The following is a 15,295-nucleotide window of genomic DNA, read 5'->3' on the forward strand; positions in this document are numbered from 1 at the left end:
TATTTAACAGGCTGTTGAAAACCCCTTACGTACTCAGCCTCTCAGGCTGGTTCGTAATCTAGGCGCCACTTTGACGGTGTGTGCCCACTCATCGAAAAGTGGCAACGACGATTACGGGCCAGCCTGGAAGTCCCGCAGGGCAAGGCCTGAAGCGCACTCACCCTTTTTCGCCAACCCGACGGAACGTCAAATTTATCCGCGCGCCCAGCTCCTTGCGCGACTTAGCTATTTGGTGCTGCCAGCGTGTCTGTAGCTTGCCTGACATCACCAACAAGTCACCCGCCGCCAAATCAACCAAAACAGTTTTGCCCGTGGCGCTGTGGCGCAGGCTGAAGCGTCTGGTTTCTCCCAAGCTGACTGAGGCAATGGTCGGCTCTGGCCCAAGTTCAGTCTCGTTATCGCTGTGCCAGCCCACCCCATCCCGACCATCTCGATAATAGTTCGCCAACACGCTATTAAACCCGGTGTCGGTATAGGCCTGCAGGCGTTCCCGTAGGTTGGCCAGCTCAGCAGTCCATGGCATTGGGTCAAAATAGGCACCCGAATAAGAATAGGACGAGCCGCTATCGCCGTACCACGCATTCAGCCTCGGAATAGCGACCTGACGACCGTACATGGTGAGAACGGTCTGCTCCCAGTCAAGGGATTGTCGCAGCGAATCGAAAAGGTTGGCGGCCTCATCGCGATGAATCCACTGACGATACAGAGTCGCCCGACCATCACAGGCGATGATAATCTCGGGCTCTGGGGATGTAAAAAGGTCATGCTGCATAGAGGTATTATAATACGGCAAGCGCTCACACACCGACACTCGAGAACTGCGGGCCCGGATACATGCGCTACACGGGTCGGCGATAGGCGGTAGGCCTTAGCGCTGCGGCGCGCTTATCAGTAGACCCGCGGTTCTATTTCCAGCTTGACGCCAAATTGCTCCAGCACCGTATTCTGTACTTTGGTGGCAAGTGCGATTATCTCGGAAGCCACTGCCCGGCCTGGGTTAGTCAATACCAGCGCCTGCTTATCGTGCACAGCTACCGCCCCCATGACCATTCCTTTGAGCCCGGCCCGATCAATTAACCAGGCGGCGGCAAGCTTTATCCTGCCATTGGGTTGGGGGTAGCCCACAATATCCGACCACTGCCTTTGCAACTGAGCAAATTGCTCGCTCCCGACAACCGGATTTTTAAAAAAGCTGCCGACATTGGGTATGTCGTCAGGATCCGGCAATTTTTCGGAGCGTATACTACACACCAACGCGCTTACCCGCTCGGGAGTAACCTGCTCCGCAGGAAGTGATTCGACACGGTCTCGCAACGCAGGGTACTGCAGCGTGAGCCGCGGAAGCTTGCTAAGCTTTAACAGCACGCTGGTTATAATATAGCGATCGCGGAGCCGATGCTTAAATACACTGTCGCGATACCCGAAACCACAGCTTTCGCGGGTAAACGTCACCGGTAAACAACTGCCTATATCGAGCGCGGTCAATTCCTCAAACACTGACTCCAGCTCCACGCCATAGGCGCCAATATTTTGGATTGGCGCTGCGCCCGCGGAGCCCGGGATCAGTGACAAATTTTCCAGACCGTACCAACCCATGAGCAGACTGTGAACTACAAAGTCATGCCAGTTCTCTCCAGCCTGCACTCTTACCCAAGCTGCTTGTTCGCTCTCAGCCTCTAGTTGCACGCCCTGCAGCTTAAGGTGAATAACCAACCCGGGGAAATCATTGGTGAGCACAATATTGCTGCCGCCGCCCAGGGGTAGAATCGGCCAGTCGTGCTCACTGGCATACTTGATAGCCTCTACCAACTCCGTCATATTCTGCACGGCAACATAGGCCTTAGCGTTAACTGGCGAGGCCAAAGTGTTAACGCGGGCGAGATTAAATTCGGGCAAAAACAGTGGCAAAATGTATCCTTCAGGGGTAATCCGTTAACTTAGATAGCGCTGTCGAATATCGAGCAACAGCCCCTTTGATGCCTGTTCAATAAGATCGAGAACATGCTCAAAACCTTCATCCCCCCCATAATAAGGATCGGGCACCTCGCTCTCCCCCACGTTATCGGCATAATCAAGAAACAGGTTTAATTGTCCCGTGTAATCACCGGGACGTAACCGTTTCAAATCAGCCAAATTAGACTGGTCCATTGCCAGCACATAATCAAATTTCTCGAAGTCCCGCCCTTGTACCTGACGCGCTCGCAATACACTGATATCAATGCCGCGCTCGGCAGCCGCTTTAATAGCTCGCTTGTCCGGCGGGTTGCCCACATGCCAGCCGCCTGTGCCGGCCGAGTCGGTTGCAATGACATCCGCTAACCCGGCGCGAACAATTTCAGCTTTAAACAAGCCTTCGGCGGTAGGTGATCGGCAGATATTGCCAAGACATACAAACAATACGTTAACGGTCATCGGGGCTCCTATACATTGCCAGCCAAGGCCTTACGCACGCGTTCGAGATCTTCCTGGGTATCTACCCCGCCCGGAACTTTGGCAACTGTATCGGCTAAATGAATATGCTCGCCATAGGCAAGTACCCGCAACTGTTCAAGGCTTTCGGTCGCCTCCAGTGTGGCCGGTGGCCATGTGACAAAGCGGTTAAGCAGGGATACGCGATAAGCGTATAATCCTATATGACGGCGAGCGGGGAAGTCCGCCGGCAATGCCGCTTCGCTTGCAGTGTTAGTGTCATCGCGCGGCCAGGGAATAGGCGCGCGCGAAAAGTACAAGGCATAACCATGTATATCAGCAACGGCTTTCACAATATTAGGATTGCGGAACTCGCTATAATTTGCCAATGGCTCACAGAGCGTGGCGACACTGGCCTTGGTGTGTTGCGCCAAATTGGCGGCTACCTGATCAATCACCTCAGGGGGTATAAGCGGTTCATCGCCCTGCACATTAACGACAATTTCATCATCGCCCAGCCGTAAAAGTGCAGCCACCTCCTGCAACCGGTCTGTACCGGATACGTGATCATCTCTTGTCATAACCACCTCTCCACCAAAGCTCTCTACGGCCTGCCCAACCCGCTCGTCATCGGTGGCCACCAGCACCCGACTGGCGGAACTCAATTGCGCCTGCCTATACACATGCTCAATCATAGGTTTGGCACCAATCTTCGCTAAAGGCTTAGCCGGCAGCCGGGTAGAACCGAAGCGTGCGGGAATAACGACAGTAAAACTCATAAATTCGAACCTTTCGCTGTGACCTGTTGTGAACCGCTCAACGCACTCAAAGCTGCATCCAAAGCCGGCCAAAACTTCTTATCTATAACGGCTTCCACTTCCAGAGCCAGCCAATCGGGCTTGGCAAAGCTCTGACATTTTACGGCGTCTTTACTGGTCATCACTACCGGCAAGCGCGTATTAAACGAAAAATTGGCCGCTGTGAATGCATGATGGTCGGGGTATATGTGTGGCTGTGGTGCTAAATTGAGCCGCGCTAATGTGTCAAAAAAGCGCTGGGGGTTGCCAATTCCAGCTACAGCATGGACCCGACTGCCAGACGGAACCGCGTCCAAAGCTAACCGTTCGAGGTTTTTAACCCGAAACCAATGCCTGGGCTGTAAGCGCATATGGTATGCGCCCGGTGCTACCGCCACCTCACCATCCAGTTGCGTTTGATTGGCCACGACAAAGTCAACTTCTTGCAACCTGGCCTGCGCTTCGCGAAGCGGGCCAACCGGAAGGCAGTGGCCATTACCCATACCGCGCGCGGCATCCAATACCGCTATTTCGATGTCTCGCCCTAACCGATAATGTTGCAGACCGTCGTCACTGAGCAGCACCGTACAACCGGATTGCACCAAGGTACGAGCGGCGGCTACACGATTGGCATCAATACACACCGCGCACCCTGTTGCTCGCCAAATAGAAAGTGGCTCATCACCGGCCTGTTCTGCACTGGAGGCTGCTGTAACCACATAAGGGTATTCCGGTGCGCGCGAACCATAGCCACGACTGACCACGCCCACTTTAAAACCGCGCGTCTGCAGGTGGTTCACCAGAGCAATAATCACAGGTGTTTTACCGGTTCCACCGACAGATAAATTTCCCACCACGATGACAGGTACGGGTAATTTTTTTTGCCTAAAGCGGCGGATGAAAGCACGACGAACAAAGCTGATGACGCGAAAGAGCCCCTCTAATGGCAACAGCCAAAAGACCCACCGCTTACCGCCGTACCAAGCATCGAGCCAGCGCGCTTCTTGGTCATTGCTCATAGGGTTATTCAGTAGCAGCCTCAGGGCGGCGGGTGGTGATACTGAGATTAACAAAGCCCAACTGGCCGGCGGTATCCATGGCTCGCACAACAAACTCGTGAGATGCTTTGGCATCGGCGGTAATAATTAAGCGCTGGTCGGTATCACCTGCAGCAACCTCAGTGAGGGCCGCACTTAACGTACCCGTTTGATTGTTCACCAACACCCTGCCATTGACGGTATATCCACCTTCGGCGCTGATCAACACCTCCAGTGGGTCGGCCGCTTCGGGGGCGGTCTCGCCGACAGCTTCAGGCAAGTCAATTTCCAAATGAGTTTCTTTGGTGAAAGTCGTCGATACCATAAAGAAAATCAACAGCAGAAACACCACATCAATCAGTGGCGTTAAGTTGATCGAGTCTTCATCGCGCGATTGTCTGCGAAACTGCACAGTCGATTCCTCGCTCAGCTCTTGGTCTTAACATCGACACGGCGATCGCTGTGCAGCGCATCCACCAATTTAATCGCCTCTTCTTCCATTGTCACCACCAAAGAATCGATGTGTCGTTGGAAGTAGCGGTGGAAGATCATTGCCGGGATTGCGACACACAAGCCAGCAGCGGTAGTAATCAATGCCTGGGAAATACCGCCGGCCAGAACACCAGCATTTCCCGTACCCTGAATCATAATTGCATTAAAAACCTCAATCATGCCCAGCACGGTTCCCAACAAACCCAAAAGCGGCGTTACCGCTGCGATGGTGCCCAATATCCCGACGAAGCGCTCGAGCTCGTGGACAACTTTGTTGGCAGCCTCCTCAATGGAGTCTTTCATAATCTCACGACCATAACGCGAGTTGGAAAGGCCTGCCGACAGAATTTCACCCAACTGCGACGATTGTTTTAACTCTTTTAAACGCTCAGCGTTGAGCTCGTTGTTTTTAATCCAGCCCCACACCTGGGCCAACAGATGGCGCGGTGCGATCTTATTCGGATTCAAACTCCAGTAGCGCTCAGCGCTGATTGCCACAACGGCGATAGAACATAGGATGATCGGCAGCATTAACCAACCACCAGCGGCAATCACTTCAAACACTCAGCAAACCCTCTTGGTTCCGTTTATTGTCGGGGAAGAACTGTCGCCAGACTCCCGATTTGCAAAGGCTGTAGCCTATCACAGTCCCGCGCCATTGGGTTATAGCGCCGGTTCACACTGTGCACCACTGCAGCTGCCCGTCACACGAATATCGGCGCAATGCATTCAACTCAATCAATTGCGCCAGTAACGTCGATCTCTATGACGCCAGCGCTGTGCAACAAGTTCCCCATGCTTATTGCCGATTATTTGTACAGCGCCATCGGTCGCGGTGTTGTAAGATTGGGCCCCATTTTGCTCATAGCGCGCGACAACGTCTGGATGCGGATGATTATGACGATTGTTAAAACCGGTCGAAAAGATGACGTGCGCAGGCTGCAGCTTATCCAGCAAAACAGCAGTGGATGAGCTGCGACTGCCATGGTGTGGGGCTACAATCCAATCAATACTTCCCAGCTCACGTGCCAGCGCCGCCTCCAGCGGATTTTCAATGTCACCCGGCAACAAAATTTGCTTCGACCGCCAGCGAACCAACACTACACACGATGCATTATTGCCGGTTAAGTCCGCGCGACCTTGCCCGGGCAGCGCAACAAACGTTAGCTCTACCTCGCCAAGCCGCAAGGGTGTCTGCTGATGGCAGGATCGCGCTCGCCCCTCGTCTTGCGCGGACAGGTACGGCAATGACTCACCAACTAACAAAGACGCAACCGGCATACGCTCAATCAACCCCGCCGCCCCTCCGGCGTGGTCGCGGTGAGCGTGAGATACCACCAACACATCAACGTTTGCAGCCCCCTTTGCTTGCAAAAACGGAGCAATAATATCGGCGCCAGCGTTAAAACTTTCGCCAAACCAGGGGCCGGTATCATAAACCAGAGTTTTATCTTGCGAACGCACCACCACGGCCAACCCCTGCCCTACATCAAGCACAGTCATTGCAAATAATGGCTCGCGAACCTTGGGGACAGAGATCACAACCAGCAGCAACATCATGGCCAGTGGCCTGAGGTTAAACGCTCTCGGTAATAGCAACAGTAAACACGCCATAGCAAGTGCGGGCAACGCTCCCTCGGCAAGCTTAATCTGGGCAGTAGCAGGCAATCCAAACCGACTCGCGGTATCGACGAGCGTCGCAAGCCACCACCAAAGCAACTGTAAACCCCAGTCGGCCCCCTGCAGCAATAGCTCAGACAGGCCTGGCCACAGCTCGAAACATAGCGCACTGACAAACAGCGCAGGCACCACCCAAAAGCTCACCAAGGCTATAGCCAGAATGTTTGCCAGCGGCGCTACCCAAGAAAACTCGCCAAAGAAAATCAGTAGCGGCACCAGCAGCGCGACAAATACCGCTAACTGCGATCCCACCCAAGGCAACCACCGGTTGGCTTTAACAAAACTCTGCCCACTGAATATCAAGACCAGTGCAAACACAGCCACAAAGGACAGCCACAAACCCGCATCTACCACTGCCAACGGGTCGAGCGCCCCGACAATAACCAGAGCGGCCACTAGTATCTGCAACGCAGGTATCGGGGTGCCTCGCCAGCGCCAAAAATAAAATAACAACAACATCGCCAGCGCGCGCTGTGTAGGTAAGGCAAATCCAGCCAGTGCGGCGTAGCCTGCCGCCATTATTCCGCCCCCTACAAAACCCCAGAATACCGCAGGCCAGGGTAGCCATAGCGATGCAACACGTCCTATACATAATCCGATCACATACCCCATTGCCGCTGCCAAACCGATGTGCAGCCCAGAAATTGCCATTAGGTGATTAGTGCCAGTTTGGCGAAACAACACCCAACGCTGCTCGGAAATTTCGCTGCGATCACCCAATAAGAGCGCTCGCAAGACATCGCGATTGTGTATCGGCGCCCGGTTAAGCCAAACACTCAGGCGATCTTTAATCGTCGCGCGATGTGGAATTGCTGACGCGCCTTTTTTCCCACTTCGCACATAACCAACAGCGCCCACCCCACGTCGAAGTTGCCATAGTTTATAGTCAAATCCGACCGGATTAACAAAGCTGCGCAGGCGCTTTAAGCGCAGCACCAGATGCAGTTGATCGCCTTTTTGTATGTCCGCTACCCATGCCGGTGCCTCATACCAGCTCACCTGCACCAATGACGGCAAACCTGGCGACTCCGGGGCAAAATCGAAACGCCAGCGGCGGCCTTGCCGCTGCGCGGTGGTGGCCAATTTACCGGTAATGTTTAAGTCTTGCCCCACCTTCGATTGCGCGAGCTGATTTTCGACCAGTGAAGTGCCGTGCCATACCGCAAGTACCCAGCCCAGGCAAAGCCCCAGCAGGTATGGCCTGGCTTGCGGCCAGCAAAAGGACAGAGTAAGCAGCGTAAAAACGCTGACGAAGAGTAGGCTCGAAGGAGGCAAAGCGGGGGCGAAAGCCACCACCAACAGACTGCCAATAAATGTGAGGGCAAAGGGGTACATATTCATCCTTGAATACATTGAATCCTGCCCGTAGTGTAGCAGTCTTGCAGGCTCGCGCTAGAATGAGAGATAGCGACATTGCCCATTTACGGGTAGAATGCGCGCACTTTTGAGGTGATGAAGTAACCACATGGCTCGCAAGGTAATTCGACGTTATCTACCTGACCCTGCCGCCATCAAAGAAAAACCAGCCCTGCAGTTTTTAGGTGACCTGCTCCACGACCCTAATCTGTTCCACTTAAACCGACATTCGGTTTCGCTGGCCTTCTTTTTTGGGGTATTTTTCGCATTTCTGCCGGTTCCGGGGCAGATGGTGCTTGCCGCCCTATGCGCGCTCTGGGTGCGCTGTAACATGCCCATCACCTTAGCACTGGTATGGATTACCAACCCCCTCACCTATGCGCCCATTTTCTTTGCCACCTACCAACTCGGGCGCTGGATTCTCGATGCCCCCACGTTGGCCAACAGCTCTGAGCACAATTGGGCCTGGCTTATGGAGGAGTTCAGTCTGATATGGAAACCTCTGATGCTAGGCTCGATCATTACCGGTCTGATACTCGGCGGTATTAGTTACATTGCCATGCAGCTGTTTTGGCGCTGGCATGTGCTGCGAGCTTGGGAGCACCGTAAGCTCCGTCGCAAATCACGCGATAGCGAATAGAAAACCTACCCCGAGCCCGCTACTCGTGCCGCAACGCTTCGGCCGGCAATATGCGGGCAGCCTTCAATGCTGGATAAATACTCGCCAGCACGCTCAACACCAGAGCAGAACCGCAAATATACGCCACGTCCGACCAAAGTACCTGCGAGGGCATGTAGCTTACCGGGTACACATCGGAGTGCATAAATTGCATTCCCAAGATAGATTCGAGGCCCGCAACACCTGCGGTGACTCCGTGCGATAGGAGCACGCCCACAATCGCTCCCAGCACAGTTCCAACGCCCCCAATAATGGCCCCCTGGACAATAAAAATGCCTACAATATCGCGAGCTCGCGCGCCTTGTGTGCGTAAAATAGCAATATCGGATTGCTTATCCACGACGACCATCACCAAAGTTGCAATCAGGTTAAACGCGGCAATACCGATCAACAACAGCAGCAACAAAGCCACCAGCTTTTTCGACATATGAATAGCCTGATAAACATCCCCGTGGGTGCGCATCCAGTCGCGACCGTAATATCCCATAGGTAATTGAGAGGAAATTTCAAGCACGGTTTGCCCGGCGCTAAATAAATCTTTGACGTTAAACCTAATGCCACTCACCTTGCCTGGGTGCGCGGTCATCTTAGACGCCGCGACTATATTCATAAGCGCCAGATGCTGGTCCACTTCCGTACCGGAATCAAATATATCCACCACGGTAAGAGCCATCGTATTAGGGCTGCCGCGCGCTTCCCCGCGGGGGACAATAAAGGTTATCTGCGATCCGACGTCCGCGTTGAGATTTGCGGCTAAGGCAGCGCCCAGAATAACCGCACGCGGGTTATCGGCAAGCGCCATCAACCTATTGTTGCGCAGGAACCGCCCAACATTAGAAGCGGCTTGCTCAAGTTCCGGCTCAACACCATAAGTTTGCACCGGCACAACATTGCCGCGGGCATTGAGCAACCCCTCCAGGTTAACGAAGGGCGCCGCGGCGGTGACCTGCGGATGGCTTTGAATTTGTGCCATGATAGCCCGAGGATTCTCAATGCCATCGCGATTATAGATTGTGCCCTGCGGCATAAGTTGCAAGATTTGCTGGCGCAATTCCCGGTCAAAACCGTTCATCACCGACAGCACCATGATCAACAGCGCTACCGATATAACCAAGCCGCCAACCGACATGCGAGAGATAAAACTCACCAAATGGCTACTGCCGCGCGATAGCGCGTAGCGTGCGCCTACCGACAGCGTAAACCGATTAAACACCACTAGCATCCGTTGTAGCGGGCTGACTTTCTACCAGAGTCCCTTCGTGCAGGGTAAGTGTGCGATCCATCTGCGAGGCCAACTCCAGATCATGAGTAACGACGATAAAACTTATCCCGATGCGGGTATTCAATGTTTGCATCAAGGTCTGAATATCAGCTGCCGTATGGGTATCCAGGTTGCCGGTAGGTTCGTCCATTAACACGCAGGCGGGCTCGGTAACCAATGCCCGGGCAATGGCGACTCGCTGCCGCTCGCCGCCCGACAACTCCGACGGCTTGTGGCCAACCCGCTCTTTTAGACCAACATTCGCTAACATTGCACGCGCTTTTTGCTGCGCTTGGGCAGGCGACATTTTGCCAATCACCAAGGGCATGGCCACATTTTCCAGAGCGGTAAATTCAGGCAACAAATGATGAAACTGATAGACAAAACCCAACGCCTGATTGCGCAATTTTCCGCGCGCATCGGCACTGAGTGTCGACAGCATTTTGCCGGCAACCGTTACCTCACCGGAGTCGGGTGTATCCAGCCCGCCCAGAATATTCAACAAAGTCGACTTTCCCGAACCGGACGCACCAATAATGGCTACGCGCTCGGCTGCGGCCACTGTCAGGTTCACCCCCTGCAATACCTGAACGGCTTCTGGCCCCTGACGATAGGCCTTTACGACATCGCGACAGGTTAGTGCGGGTGAACTACTCATAACGTAAAGCCTCTGCGGGTTCGATTTGCCCAGCGCGCCAGGCGGGATACACAGTCGCCAAAAAGCTCAGACACAGCGCTGTGACGGCAATGGCCGCGACATCCGATATATACATGTGCGAGGGAATCTCACTGATAAAATAGACATTAGGGTCGAATACCTTTAAGCCCACAAGCTTTTCCAGTCCGGTAACCAAGTCGCTGATATACAAGGCACCTAAAACGCCAAGAGTGGCGCCAATACCGATACCCAAAACGCCAACTCCCACGCCCTGAACCAAGAAGATGACGACAACCTGACGAGCGGTAAGTCCCATGGTACGCAACACAGCAATATCCGAGCGTTTATCGGACACCATCAGAACCAGTGACGAAACTATATTGAACGCAGCAACAGCAATGATTGTGCTAAGCAACACCCCAACCATCATCTTTTCCATTTTCACCGCCTGAAACAAGCTGCCCTGAGAATGGCTCCAGTCAGATATTTCGTATTCGTCCGGTAAAAACGGCTTTAATTGCGCAAGTACCTCTCCTGCCCGGTAAATATCAGTGACCTCAACCTGAAGACCTGTAGGTGACGACAGCCGTTGCAAGCGCTGCATATCATCTAGATGAACCAGCGCTAATTGCTGATCGACGGGCGCACCTACCTCAAACACACCCTTTACCGTAAAGCGCTTTACTCTGGGATAAACGCCAGCGGGTGTAATGCGTACTTCGGGCAGCGTCAAGGTCACCTTGTCACCCGGCATTGCCCCCAGCTTTCGTGCCAACAATACGCCCAGTACCACGCCGAACTCGCCGGGTTTTACGTCCTCAATGCTACCCATAATCATACTGCGTGCCACTTTCGAAACTTCCGGTTGCAACTGCGGGTGTATGGCTGAGAACTCGACACCTGTGGTGCGAGCACCCCGACTTAACAGGGCAAAACCATTGATACTGGGAGCCGCGCCTACAACTTCAGGGTGCTCAACCAGCTGCTGGCGCAATGCCTGCCAGTTGTCCAAGCCCGCTTTATGCTCAATGAAACCGTGGGGAACAACCTGTAATACCCGCGATTTCATCTCGCGGTCAAAGCCATTCATCACCGATAGCACTATAATCAACGCCATAACCCCAAGCGCCATCCCGACCAGCGAAAAACCGCTGACAAAGGAGATAAACTGGTGCCGACGTTTGGCGCGAATGTAGCGCAAGCCGATCATAAGAGGTACATTTTTTAGCATTCGCGCATTTAACCCTAATGACGTTACGACCACAAGAGACCATCACAAGCGGCTAAAGTGCCAATCGCATGCCATTACAGCGACGATTGCATGTGCTATTGTTGAGTAAATAGAATGTGCAAGCGCTCGATGTTTGCGGAGAAAATAACAGTGGATGACCGTCGCGAATATTTCCGAATAGATGTACAGGCCAATATCGATATGGCCGTTTTGACCGCCCAGCCGACTCACCAGGAAGATCCGGCGAGTCACTTTTCCGCCAGTCCTGTACTCCGAGCCATGGCCGAGCTTAAAAAGCTCGACGGTGAGGCCGTGCAATTACAGCAGCAAATCAAAGACAGCGACCGGGCACTGGGTGAATACTTACACGTCATGTCGCGCAAAATCGACGTGCTTGCCGTTTACTGTTTAACCAGCAGTACCGAATCACAGGGTGATTACGGTGAGATCACGATCAGCGAAGGTGGGCTCAGTTTTATCGGCGAACAAGCGGTCAAGATCGATGATTGGGTCGCTTTGATGCTAATTTTTGCTCATCCAACCATGGCAATCGCATTGCATGGTCAAATTACACGATGTGAACCAGATCCAGACAAGGGCTACCAAATTGCGGCAGAATTCCGCTACGAAAACAGCGCGCAACGTCAGCAAATTAGCCAGCAGATCATGCGATCCCAAATGGAGTCGATCCGCAGCAATAAAACCTGACATTGCGCCCTTCCACCTAGGAATTGCGCTATGAAACGGTTACCTCTTTATACACTACTCCCCTGGGCCCTGCTGATGTCCCTGTGTGCAACTGCACGCGCCGATGTGGTAGAAATTCCGATAGGCGAACAAACCAAACAGGCGAGTATAACCACTCCCGACAAAGGGCATACAAAAGCCCGGGTAATTCAGCAATTTGGCGATCCCGACAACACCTCTGGTCCGGTAGGGGAACCGGCCATTTATCGCTGGGAATATTCTAACTTTGTGGTGTATTTTGAAAACGATTGGGTCATCCACTCGGTGGTGAAATTTACCCCGACAGTAGATCCTGCCTCGTAGCCGTAAAGTACGCCAGCAGCATATTTAACAGGCTACGTGCCAGCCACAACGACCGTATCACGACCCGCAGACTTAGCTCGGTATAACGCCTTATCTGCAACGCTAATTAAATTGGTTGCATGCGGAAAATCGGCCACCAATACTAAGCATTCATCACCCACAGTAACGTAAGACATTATATGTCGAGAGATAGTCTGCGATTTCACCCTCTGGCACCACTGCGCCTGAGTTACTGATCTAGCCCCTGCTCTGCCGTGATTATTGGGTTTTTATTCAAATAACCGAAATGCCAGGCGTATTTTCTAAAGCTCACGCCTGCCGCCACACACGATGAAACCTGTTAAACTGACCCCACTACGTTGAGACTTAGAGGCGATGGAATGAAAGGGACTATGGGTATTAAATGGGTAGCAATGCTTTGTCTAGCGTTGAGTGCATTTAGCGTGCATGCCATTGACTGGCCACAGCAAATTACCGCAAAAGAAGGCTCTGTTGTCGTCTACCAACCACAACCAGAATCTATGCAAGGCAACCGCCTTAGCGGGCGAGCCGCCATGTCGCTTGAACTGAAGGGTCAACCCGCCCCCATTTTCGGTGCCTTTTGGTTTAACGCGCGGATAGACACTAATCAAGACGCGGGCACTGTGTTCGTCCGCGACCTTAAAGTGACGAAAGTACGCTGGCCAGATTCCAGCGAGGCCGACGAGGCAAGGTTCACCGAAGTGGTTGAATCGGCCCTTCCCCAGGCGGGCTTTGTGGCAAGCCTTGACGCGCTGTCAGCCAGCCTGGAAAGTGCCGAGATTGAACAAAAAAGCCTAACCGAGTTGAAAACCGACGCTCCGGTTATTCTGTTTCGCGACGAGCTTTCGGTACTGCTAATGTTCGACGGCGAGCCGCGATTTAGTGACGTCGAAAATAGCCACTATGAGCGCGCTCTAAATTCCCCCTTTGTGGTGGTGCGCGATAAAAAAAGTAAAATAACGTATCTGAGCAGTGGCAATTTTTGGTACAGCGCCGCCAAGCCTACTGGCCCTTACACCAGCATAACCAACCCGCCAGCCGATTTGGTGAAAATGCTACCCAAAACGGAAGAAAAGCCAGCGGAGGGTGCAGTAGCGCCTGCTATCGTTGTCGCAACGCAGCCCACCGAACTTATCGTCACGCAAGGTGAGGCCCGCTGGAAGAGTTTAGCGGGTGGCAAATTGCTCTATGTTGAAAATACTGAAACGCCCTGGTTGCGCGACATTGAAGCCGGAAAAATGTACTTGCTGCTGTCGGGGCGGTGGTTCAGCGCCAACAATGAAAATGGTCCCTGGCAATTTGCTCGCCCCGATCAATTGCCCAAAAGCTTTAGCGAGATTCCGCCAGACTCAGATATTGGCGGAGTGCGTACCGCAGTCGCTGGTACCGATGAGGCCGAAGATGCCATGCTTGATGCCGCCATTCCGCAAACAACGGCGGTCAAGCGCAGTGAAGCGACGCTGGAGGTAAGCTACGATGGCAAGCCGGAATTTGCGAGCATTGACGGCACTACCGTCGCTTACGCTGTCAATACGGGCGCGCAAGTCTTAAAAATAGACAATCACTTTTACGCGGTAGACAACGGCGTATGGTTCGAGTCGAATAAGGCGACCGGCCCATGGACAGTGGCCGACAATGTTCCCAGCGAAAAAATCAAACAAATTCCACCGAGTTCACCGGTTTACAACACAACGTACGTAGAAGTGTATGACTCGACACCCGATGTTGTTTATGTGGGTTATCGGCCCGGCTATTTGTGGTCTTTCCCCTATTACGGCGTGCCCGTCTACGGTACCGGCTGGTATTACCCTCCCTACTGGGGCGCAACGTACTACCCTCGCCCACCTACCTGGGGATTCAATGTAGGCTATAACCCCTGGACCGGCTGGAATTACGGCGTGAGCTGGAGCAATGGCTTTTTTAGTTTTGGGGTGAGCTGGGGCGGCGGCTGGAGCGGCCCGTATCGCCCCTGGGGTTGTTGTCATGGCTGGTATGGTGGCGGCTACCGCCCTCCTGTCGTGATCAATACCGGCAACATCAATATTGGCAACAACATCAATGTAGGCAACCGCGTTAACGTCAACAACCGGTTAAACAACACCTCCATTAAACGCAAGACACAGGCAAAAAATATTTACCAACGCCCAGGCAATGTAAAACGCAATGCCAGCTCCGCTACTATTCACAATCACCTTAAACAAGCTAAAACGCTAAACACACGCGACAACAATGTGTTTGCCGATAAACACGGCAACGTCGCCCGCAAAGTTGGCGATAATTGGCAAACTCGTGATAATGGTAGTTGGAATAATCATCAGGACCTCACCATTCAAGAAGAGCGTATTCCGCAAAGACACGACAATATCGGCAGCCAAAGCAAAGAAATGCCTCGCCCGCAATTTGACAATCACTTGCAAAGGGACAGGCAATACAACCGACCAAGCACGCGCCCCACACTGGACCGCGGTGGCCTTAATCGTGATTTTGGTGCGCGCCAACGCGGTATGAACCGCTCAATGAATCGCCCCATGAACCGACAAATGCCGGTGCGCGGCGGTGGCGGCTTCCGCCGTTAGCTCTTTACAGCTGGGCTTTTCACACGCGAAAAGTCCAGCAGTGGCTGT

General features: G+C 53.2%; 15 protein-coding genes. 4 read left to right on the top strand and 11 right to left on the bottom strand.

The features are described from left to right. Positions 1–157 precede the first annotated feature (157 nt). The 8 genes from QWI17_RS14975 to QWI17_RS15010 form a co-directional block, all read right to left on the bottom strand. Entirely contained in the window at positions 158–772 is a 615-nt protein-coding gene (locus QWI17_RS14975) for an alpha-ketoglutarate-dependent dioxygenase AlkB family protein (RefSeq protein WP_302723334.1), read from the bottom strand. A 116-nt stretch (positions 773–888) separates the two neighbouring features. Then, positions 889–1,908: a UDP-N-acetylmuramate dehydrogenase gene (gene murB, locus QWI17_RS14980; RefSeq protein WP_302723335.1), complete on the bottom strand. Its 1,020-nt coding sequence runs from the start codon at positions 1,906–1,908 to the stop codon at positions 889–891. Between the two features lie 24 nt (positions 1,909–1,932). Next, positions 1,933–2,412 (bottom strand): low molecular weight protein-tyrosine-phosphatase, encoded by a 480-nt coding sequence (locus QWI17_RS14985; RefSeq protein WP_302723336.1) that lies wholly within the window; start codon positions 2,410–2,412, stop codon positions 1,933–1,935. An 8-nt stretch (positions 2,413–2,420) separates the two neighbouring features. Continuing rightward, positions 2,421–3,188, bottom strand: coding sequence for a 3-deoxy-manno-octulosonate cytidylyltransferase (gene kdsB / locus QWI17_RS14990; RefSeq protein WP_302723337.1), 768 nt, complete (start codon positions 3,186–3,188; stop codon positions 2,421–2,423). Further along, positions 3,185–4,225 carry a tetraacyldisaccharide 4'-kinase gene (gene lpxK, locus QWI17_RS14995; protein ID WP_302723338.1) on the bottom strand — a complete coding sequence of 347 codons (1,041 nt, stop codon included), beginning with the start codon at positions 4,223–4,225 and terminating at the stop codon, positions 3,185–3,187. The genes kdsB and lpxK overlap by 4 nt, the downstream gene beginning before the upstream one ends. Before the next feature lie 4 nt (positions 4,226–4,229). Further along, positions 4,230–4,655, bottom strand: coding sequence for an ExbD/TolR family protein (locus QWI17_RS15000; protein WP_302723339.1), 426 nt, complete (start codon positions 4,653–4,655; stop codon positions 4,230–4,232). Between the two features lie 14 nt (positions 4,656–4,669). Next, a complete protein-coding gene (locus QWI17_RS15005) occupies positions 4,670–5,299 on the bottom strand; it encodes a MotA/TolQ/ExbB proton channel family protein (RefSeq protein ID WP_302723340.1) in 630 nt (209 codons plus the stop codon). A 174-nt stretch (positions 5,300–5,473) separates the two neighbouring features. Further along, complete coding sequence (locus QWI17_RS15010) at positions 5,474–7,750, bottom strand: DNA internalization-related competence protein ComEC/Rec2 (protein WP_302723341.1); 2,277 nt, start codon at positions 7,748–7,750, stop codon at positions 5,474–5,476. Between the two features lie 130 nt (positions 7,751–7,880). Between QWI17_RS15010 and QWI17_RS15015 the strand changes: the two genes are divergently transcribed. Continuing rightward, positions 7,881–8,411 carry a DUF2062 domain-containing protein gene (locus QWI17_RS15015; protein ID WP_302723342.1) on the top strand — a complete coding sequence of 177 codons (531 nt, stop codon included), beginning with the start codon at positions 7,881–7,883 and terminating at the stop codon, positions 8,409–8,411. 19 nt (positions 8,412–8,430) lie between these two features. Here the strand turns inward: QWI17_RS15015 and QWI17_RS15020 are convergent, their stop codons facing one another. Genes QWI17_RS15020 through QWI17_RS15030 form a run of 3 tightly spaced genes read right to left on the bottom strand, consistent with a single transcriptional unit; the run spans position 8,431 to position 11,600 of the window. Beyond that, positions 8,431–9,672, bottom strand: a complete 1,242-nt coding sequence (locus tag QWI17_RS15020) for a lipoprotein-releasing ABC transporter permease subunit (RefSeq protein ID WP_370659605.1) — start codon at positions 9,670–9,672, stop codon at positions 8,431–8,433. Beyond that, entirely contained in the window at positions 9,656–10,369 is a 714-nt protein-coding gene (lolD, locus tag QWI17_RS15025) for a lipoprotein-releasing ABC transporter ATP-binding protein LolD (RefSeq protein WP_302723344.1), read from the bottom strand. The genes QWI17_RS15020 and lolD overlap by 17 nt, the downstream gene beginning before the upstream one ends. After that, entirely contained in the window at positions 10,362–11,600 is a 1,239-nt protein-coding gene (locus tag QWI17_RS15030; protein WP_302723345.1) for a lipoprotein-releasing ABC transporter permease subunit, read from the bottom strand. The genes lolD and QWI17_RS15030 overlap by 8 nt, the downstream gene beginning before the upstream one ends. Before the next feature lie 150 nt (positions 11,601–11,750). On the opposite strand from QWI17_RS15030, the gene QWI17_RS15035 reads away from it, so the two are divergent. The 3 genes from QWI17_RS15035 (at position 11,751) to QWI17_RS15045 (ending at position 15,247) form a co-directional block, all read left to right on the top strand. Beyond that, positions 11,751–12,308, top strand: a complete 558-nt coding sequence (locus QWI17_RS15035) for a PilZ domain-containing protein (RefSeq protein WP_302723346.1) — start codon at positions 11,751–11,753, stop codon at positions 12,306–12,308. Between the two features lie 30 nt (positions 12,309–12,338). Beyond that, positions 12,339–12,650 (top strand): hypothetical protein, encoded by a 312-nt coding sequence (locus QWI17_RS15040; protein ID WP_302723347.1) that lies wholly within the window; start codon positions 12,339–12,341, stop codon positions 12,648–12,650. 380 nt (positions 12,651–13,030) lie between these two features. Next, positions 13,031–15,247, top strand: a complete 2,217-nt coding sequence (locus tag QWI17_RS15045) for a carbohydrate-binding family V/XII (RefSeq protein ID WP_302723348.1) — start codon at positions 13,031–13,033, stop codon at positions 15,245–15,247. Positions 15,248–15,295: the final 48 nt, after the last annotated feature.

Source organism: Gilvimarinus gilvus, assembly GCF_030518155.1.
GTDB classification, from domain to species: domain Bacteria; phylum Pseudomonadota; class Gammaproteobacteria; order Pseudomonadales; family Cellvibrionaceae; genus Gilvimarinus; species Gilvimarinus gilvus.

What these genes read in the sequence shown, in the direction of transcription:
- QWI17_RS14985 (WP_302723336.1), bottom strand. Translation starts at nt 2,412, where the DNA reads ATGACCGTTAACGTATTGTTTGTATGTCTTGGCAATATCTGCCGATCA.
- kdsB (WP_302723337.1), bottom strand. Translation starts at nt 3,188, where the DNA reads ATGAGTTTTACTGTCGTTATTCCCGCACGCTTCGGTTCTACCCGGCTG.
- QWI17_RS15015 (WP_302723342.1), top strand. Translation starts at nt 7,881, where the DNA reads ATGGCTCGCAAGGTAATTCGACGTTATCTACCTGACCCTGCCGCCATC.
- lpxK (WP_302723338.1), bottom strand. Translation starts at nt 4,225, where the DNA reads ATGAGCAATGACCAAGAAGCGCGCTGGCTCGATGCTTGGTACGGCGGT.
- QWI17_RS15040 (WP_302723347.1), top strand. Translation starts at nt 12,339, where the DNA reads ATGAAACGGTTACCTCTTTATACACTACTCCCCTGGGCCCTGCTGATG.
- QWI17_RS14975 (WP_302723334.1), bottom strand. Translation starts at nt 772, where the DNA reads ATGCAGCATGACCTTTTTACATCCCCAGAGCCCGAGATTATCATCGCC.
- QWI17_RS15045 (WP_302723348.1), top strand. Translation starts at nt 13,031, where the DNA reads ATGAAAGGGACTATGGGTATTAAATGGGTAGCAATGCTTTGTCTAGCG.
- QWI17_RS15030 (WP_302723345.1), bottom strand. Translation starts at nt 11,600, where the DNA reads ATGCTAAAAAATGTACCTCTTATGATCGGCTTGCGCTACATTCGCGCC.
- QWI17_RS15020 (WP_370659605.1), bottom strand. Translation starts at nt 9,672, where the DNA reads ATGCTAGTGGTGTTTAATCGGTTTACGCTGTCGGTAGGCGCACGCTAC.
- lolD (WP_302723344.1), bottom strand. Translation starts at nt 10,369, where the DNA reads ATGAGTAGTTCACCCGCACTAACCTGTCGCGATGTCGTAAAGGCCTAT.
- QWI17_RS15010 (WP_302723341.1), bottom strand. Translation starts at nt 7,750, where the DNA reads ATGTACCCCTTTGCCCTCACATTTATTGGCAGTCTGTTGGTGGTGGCT.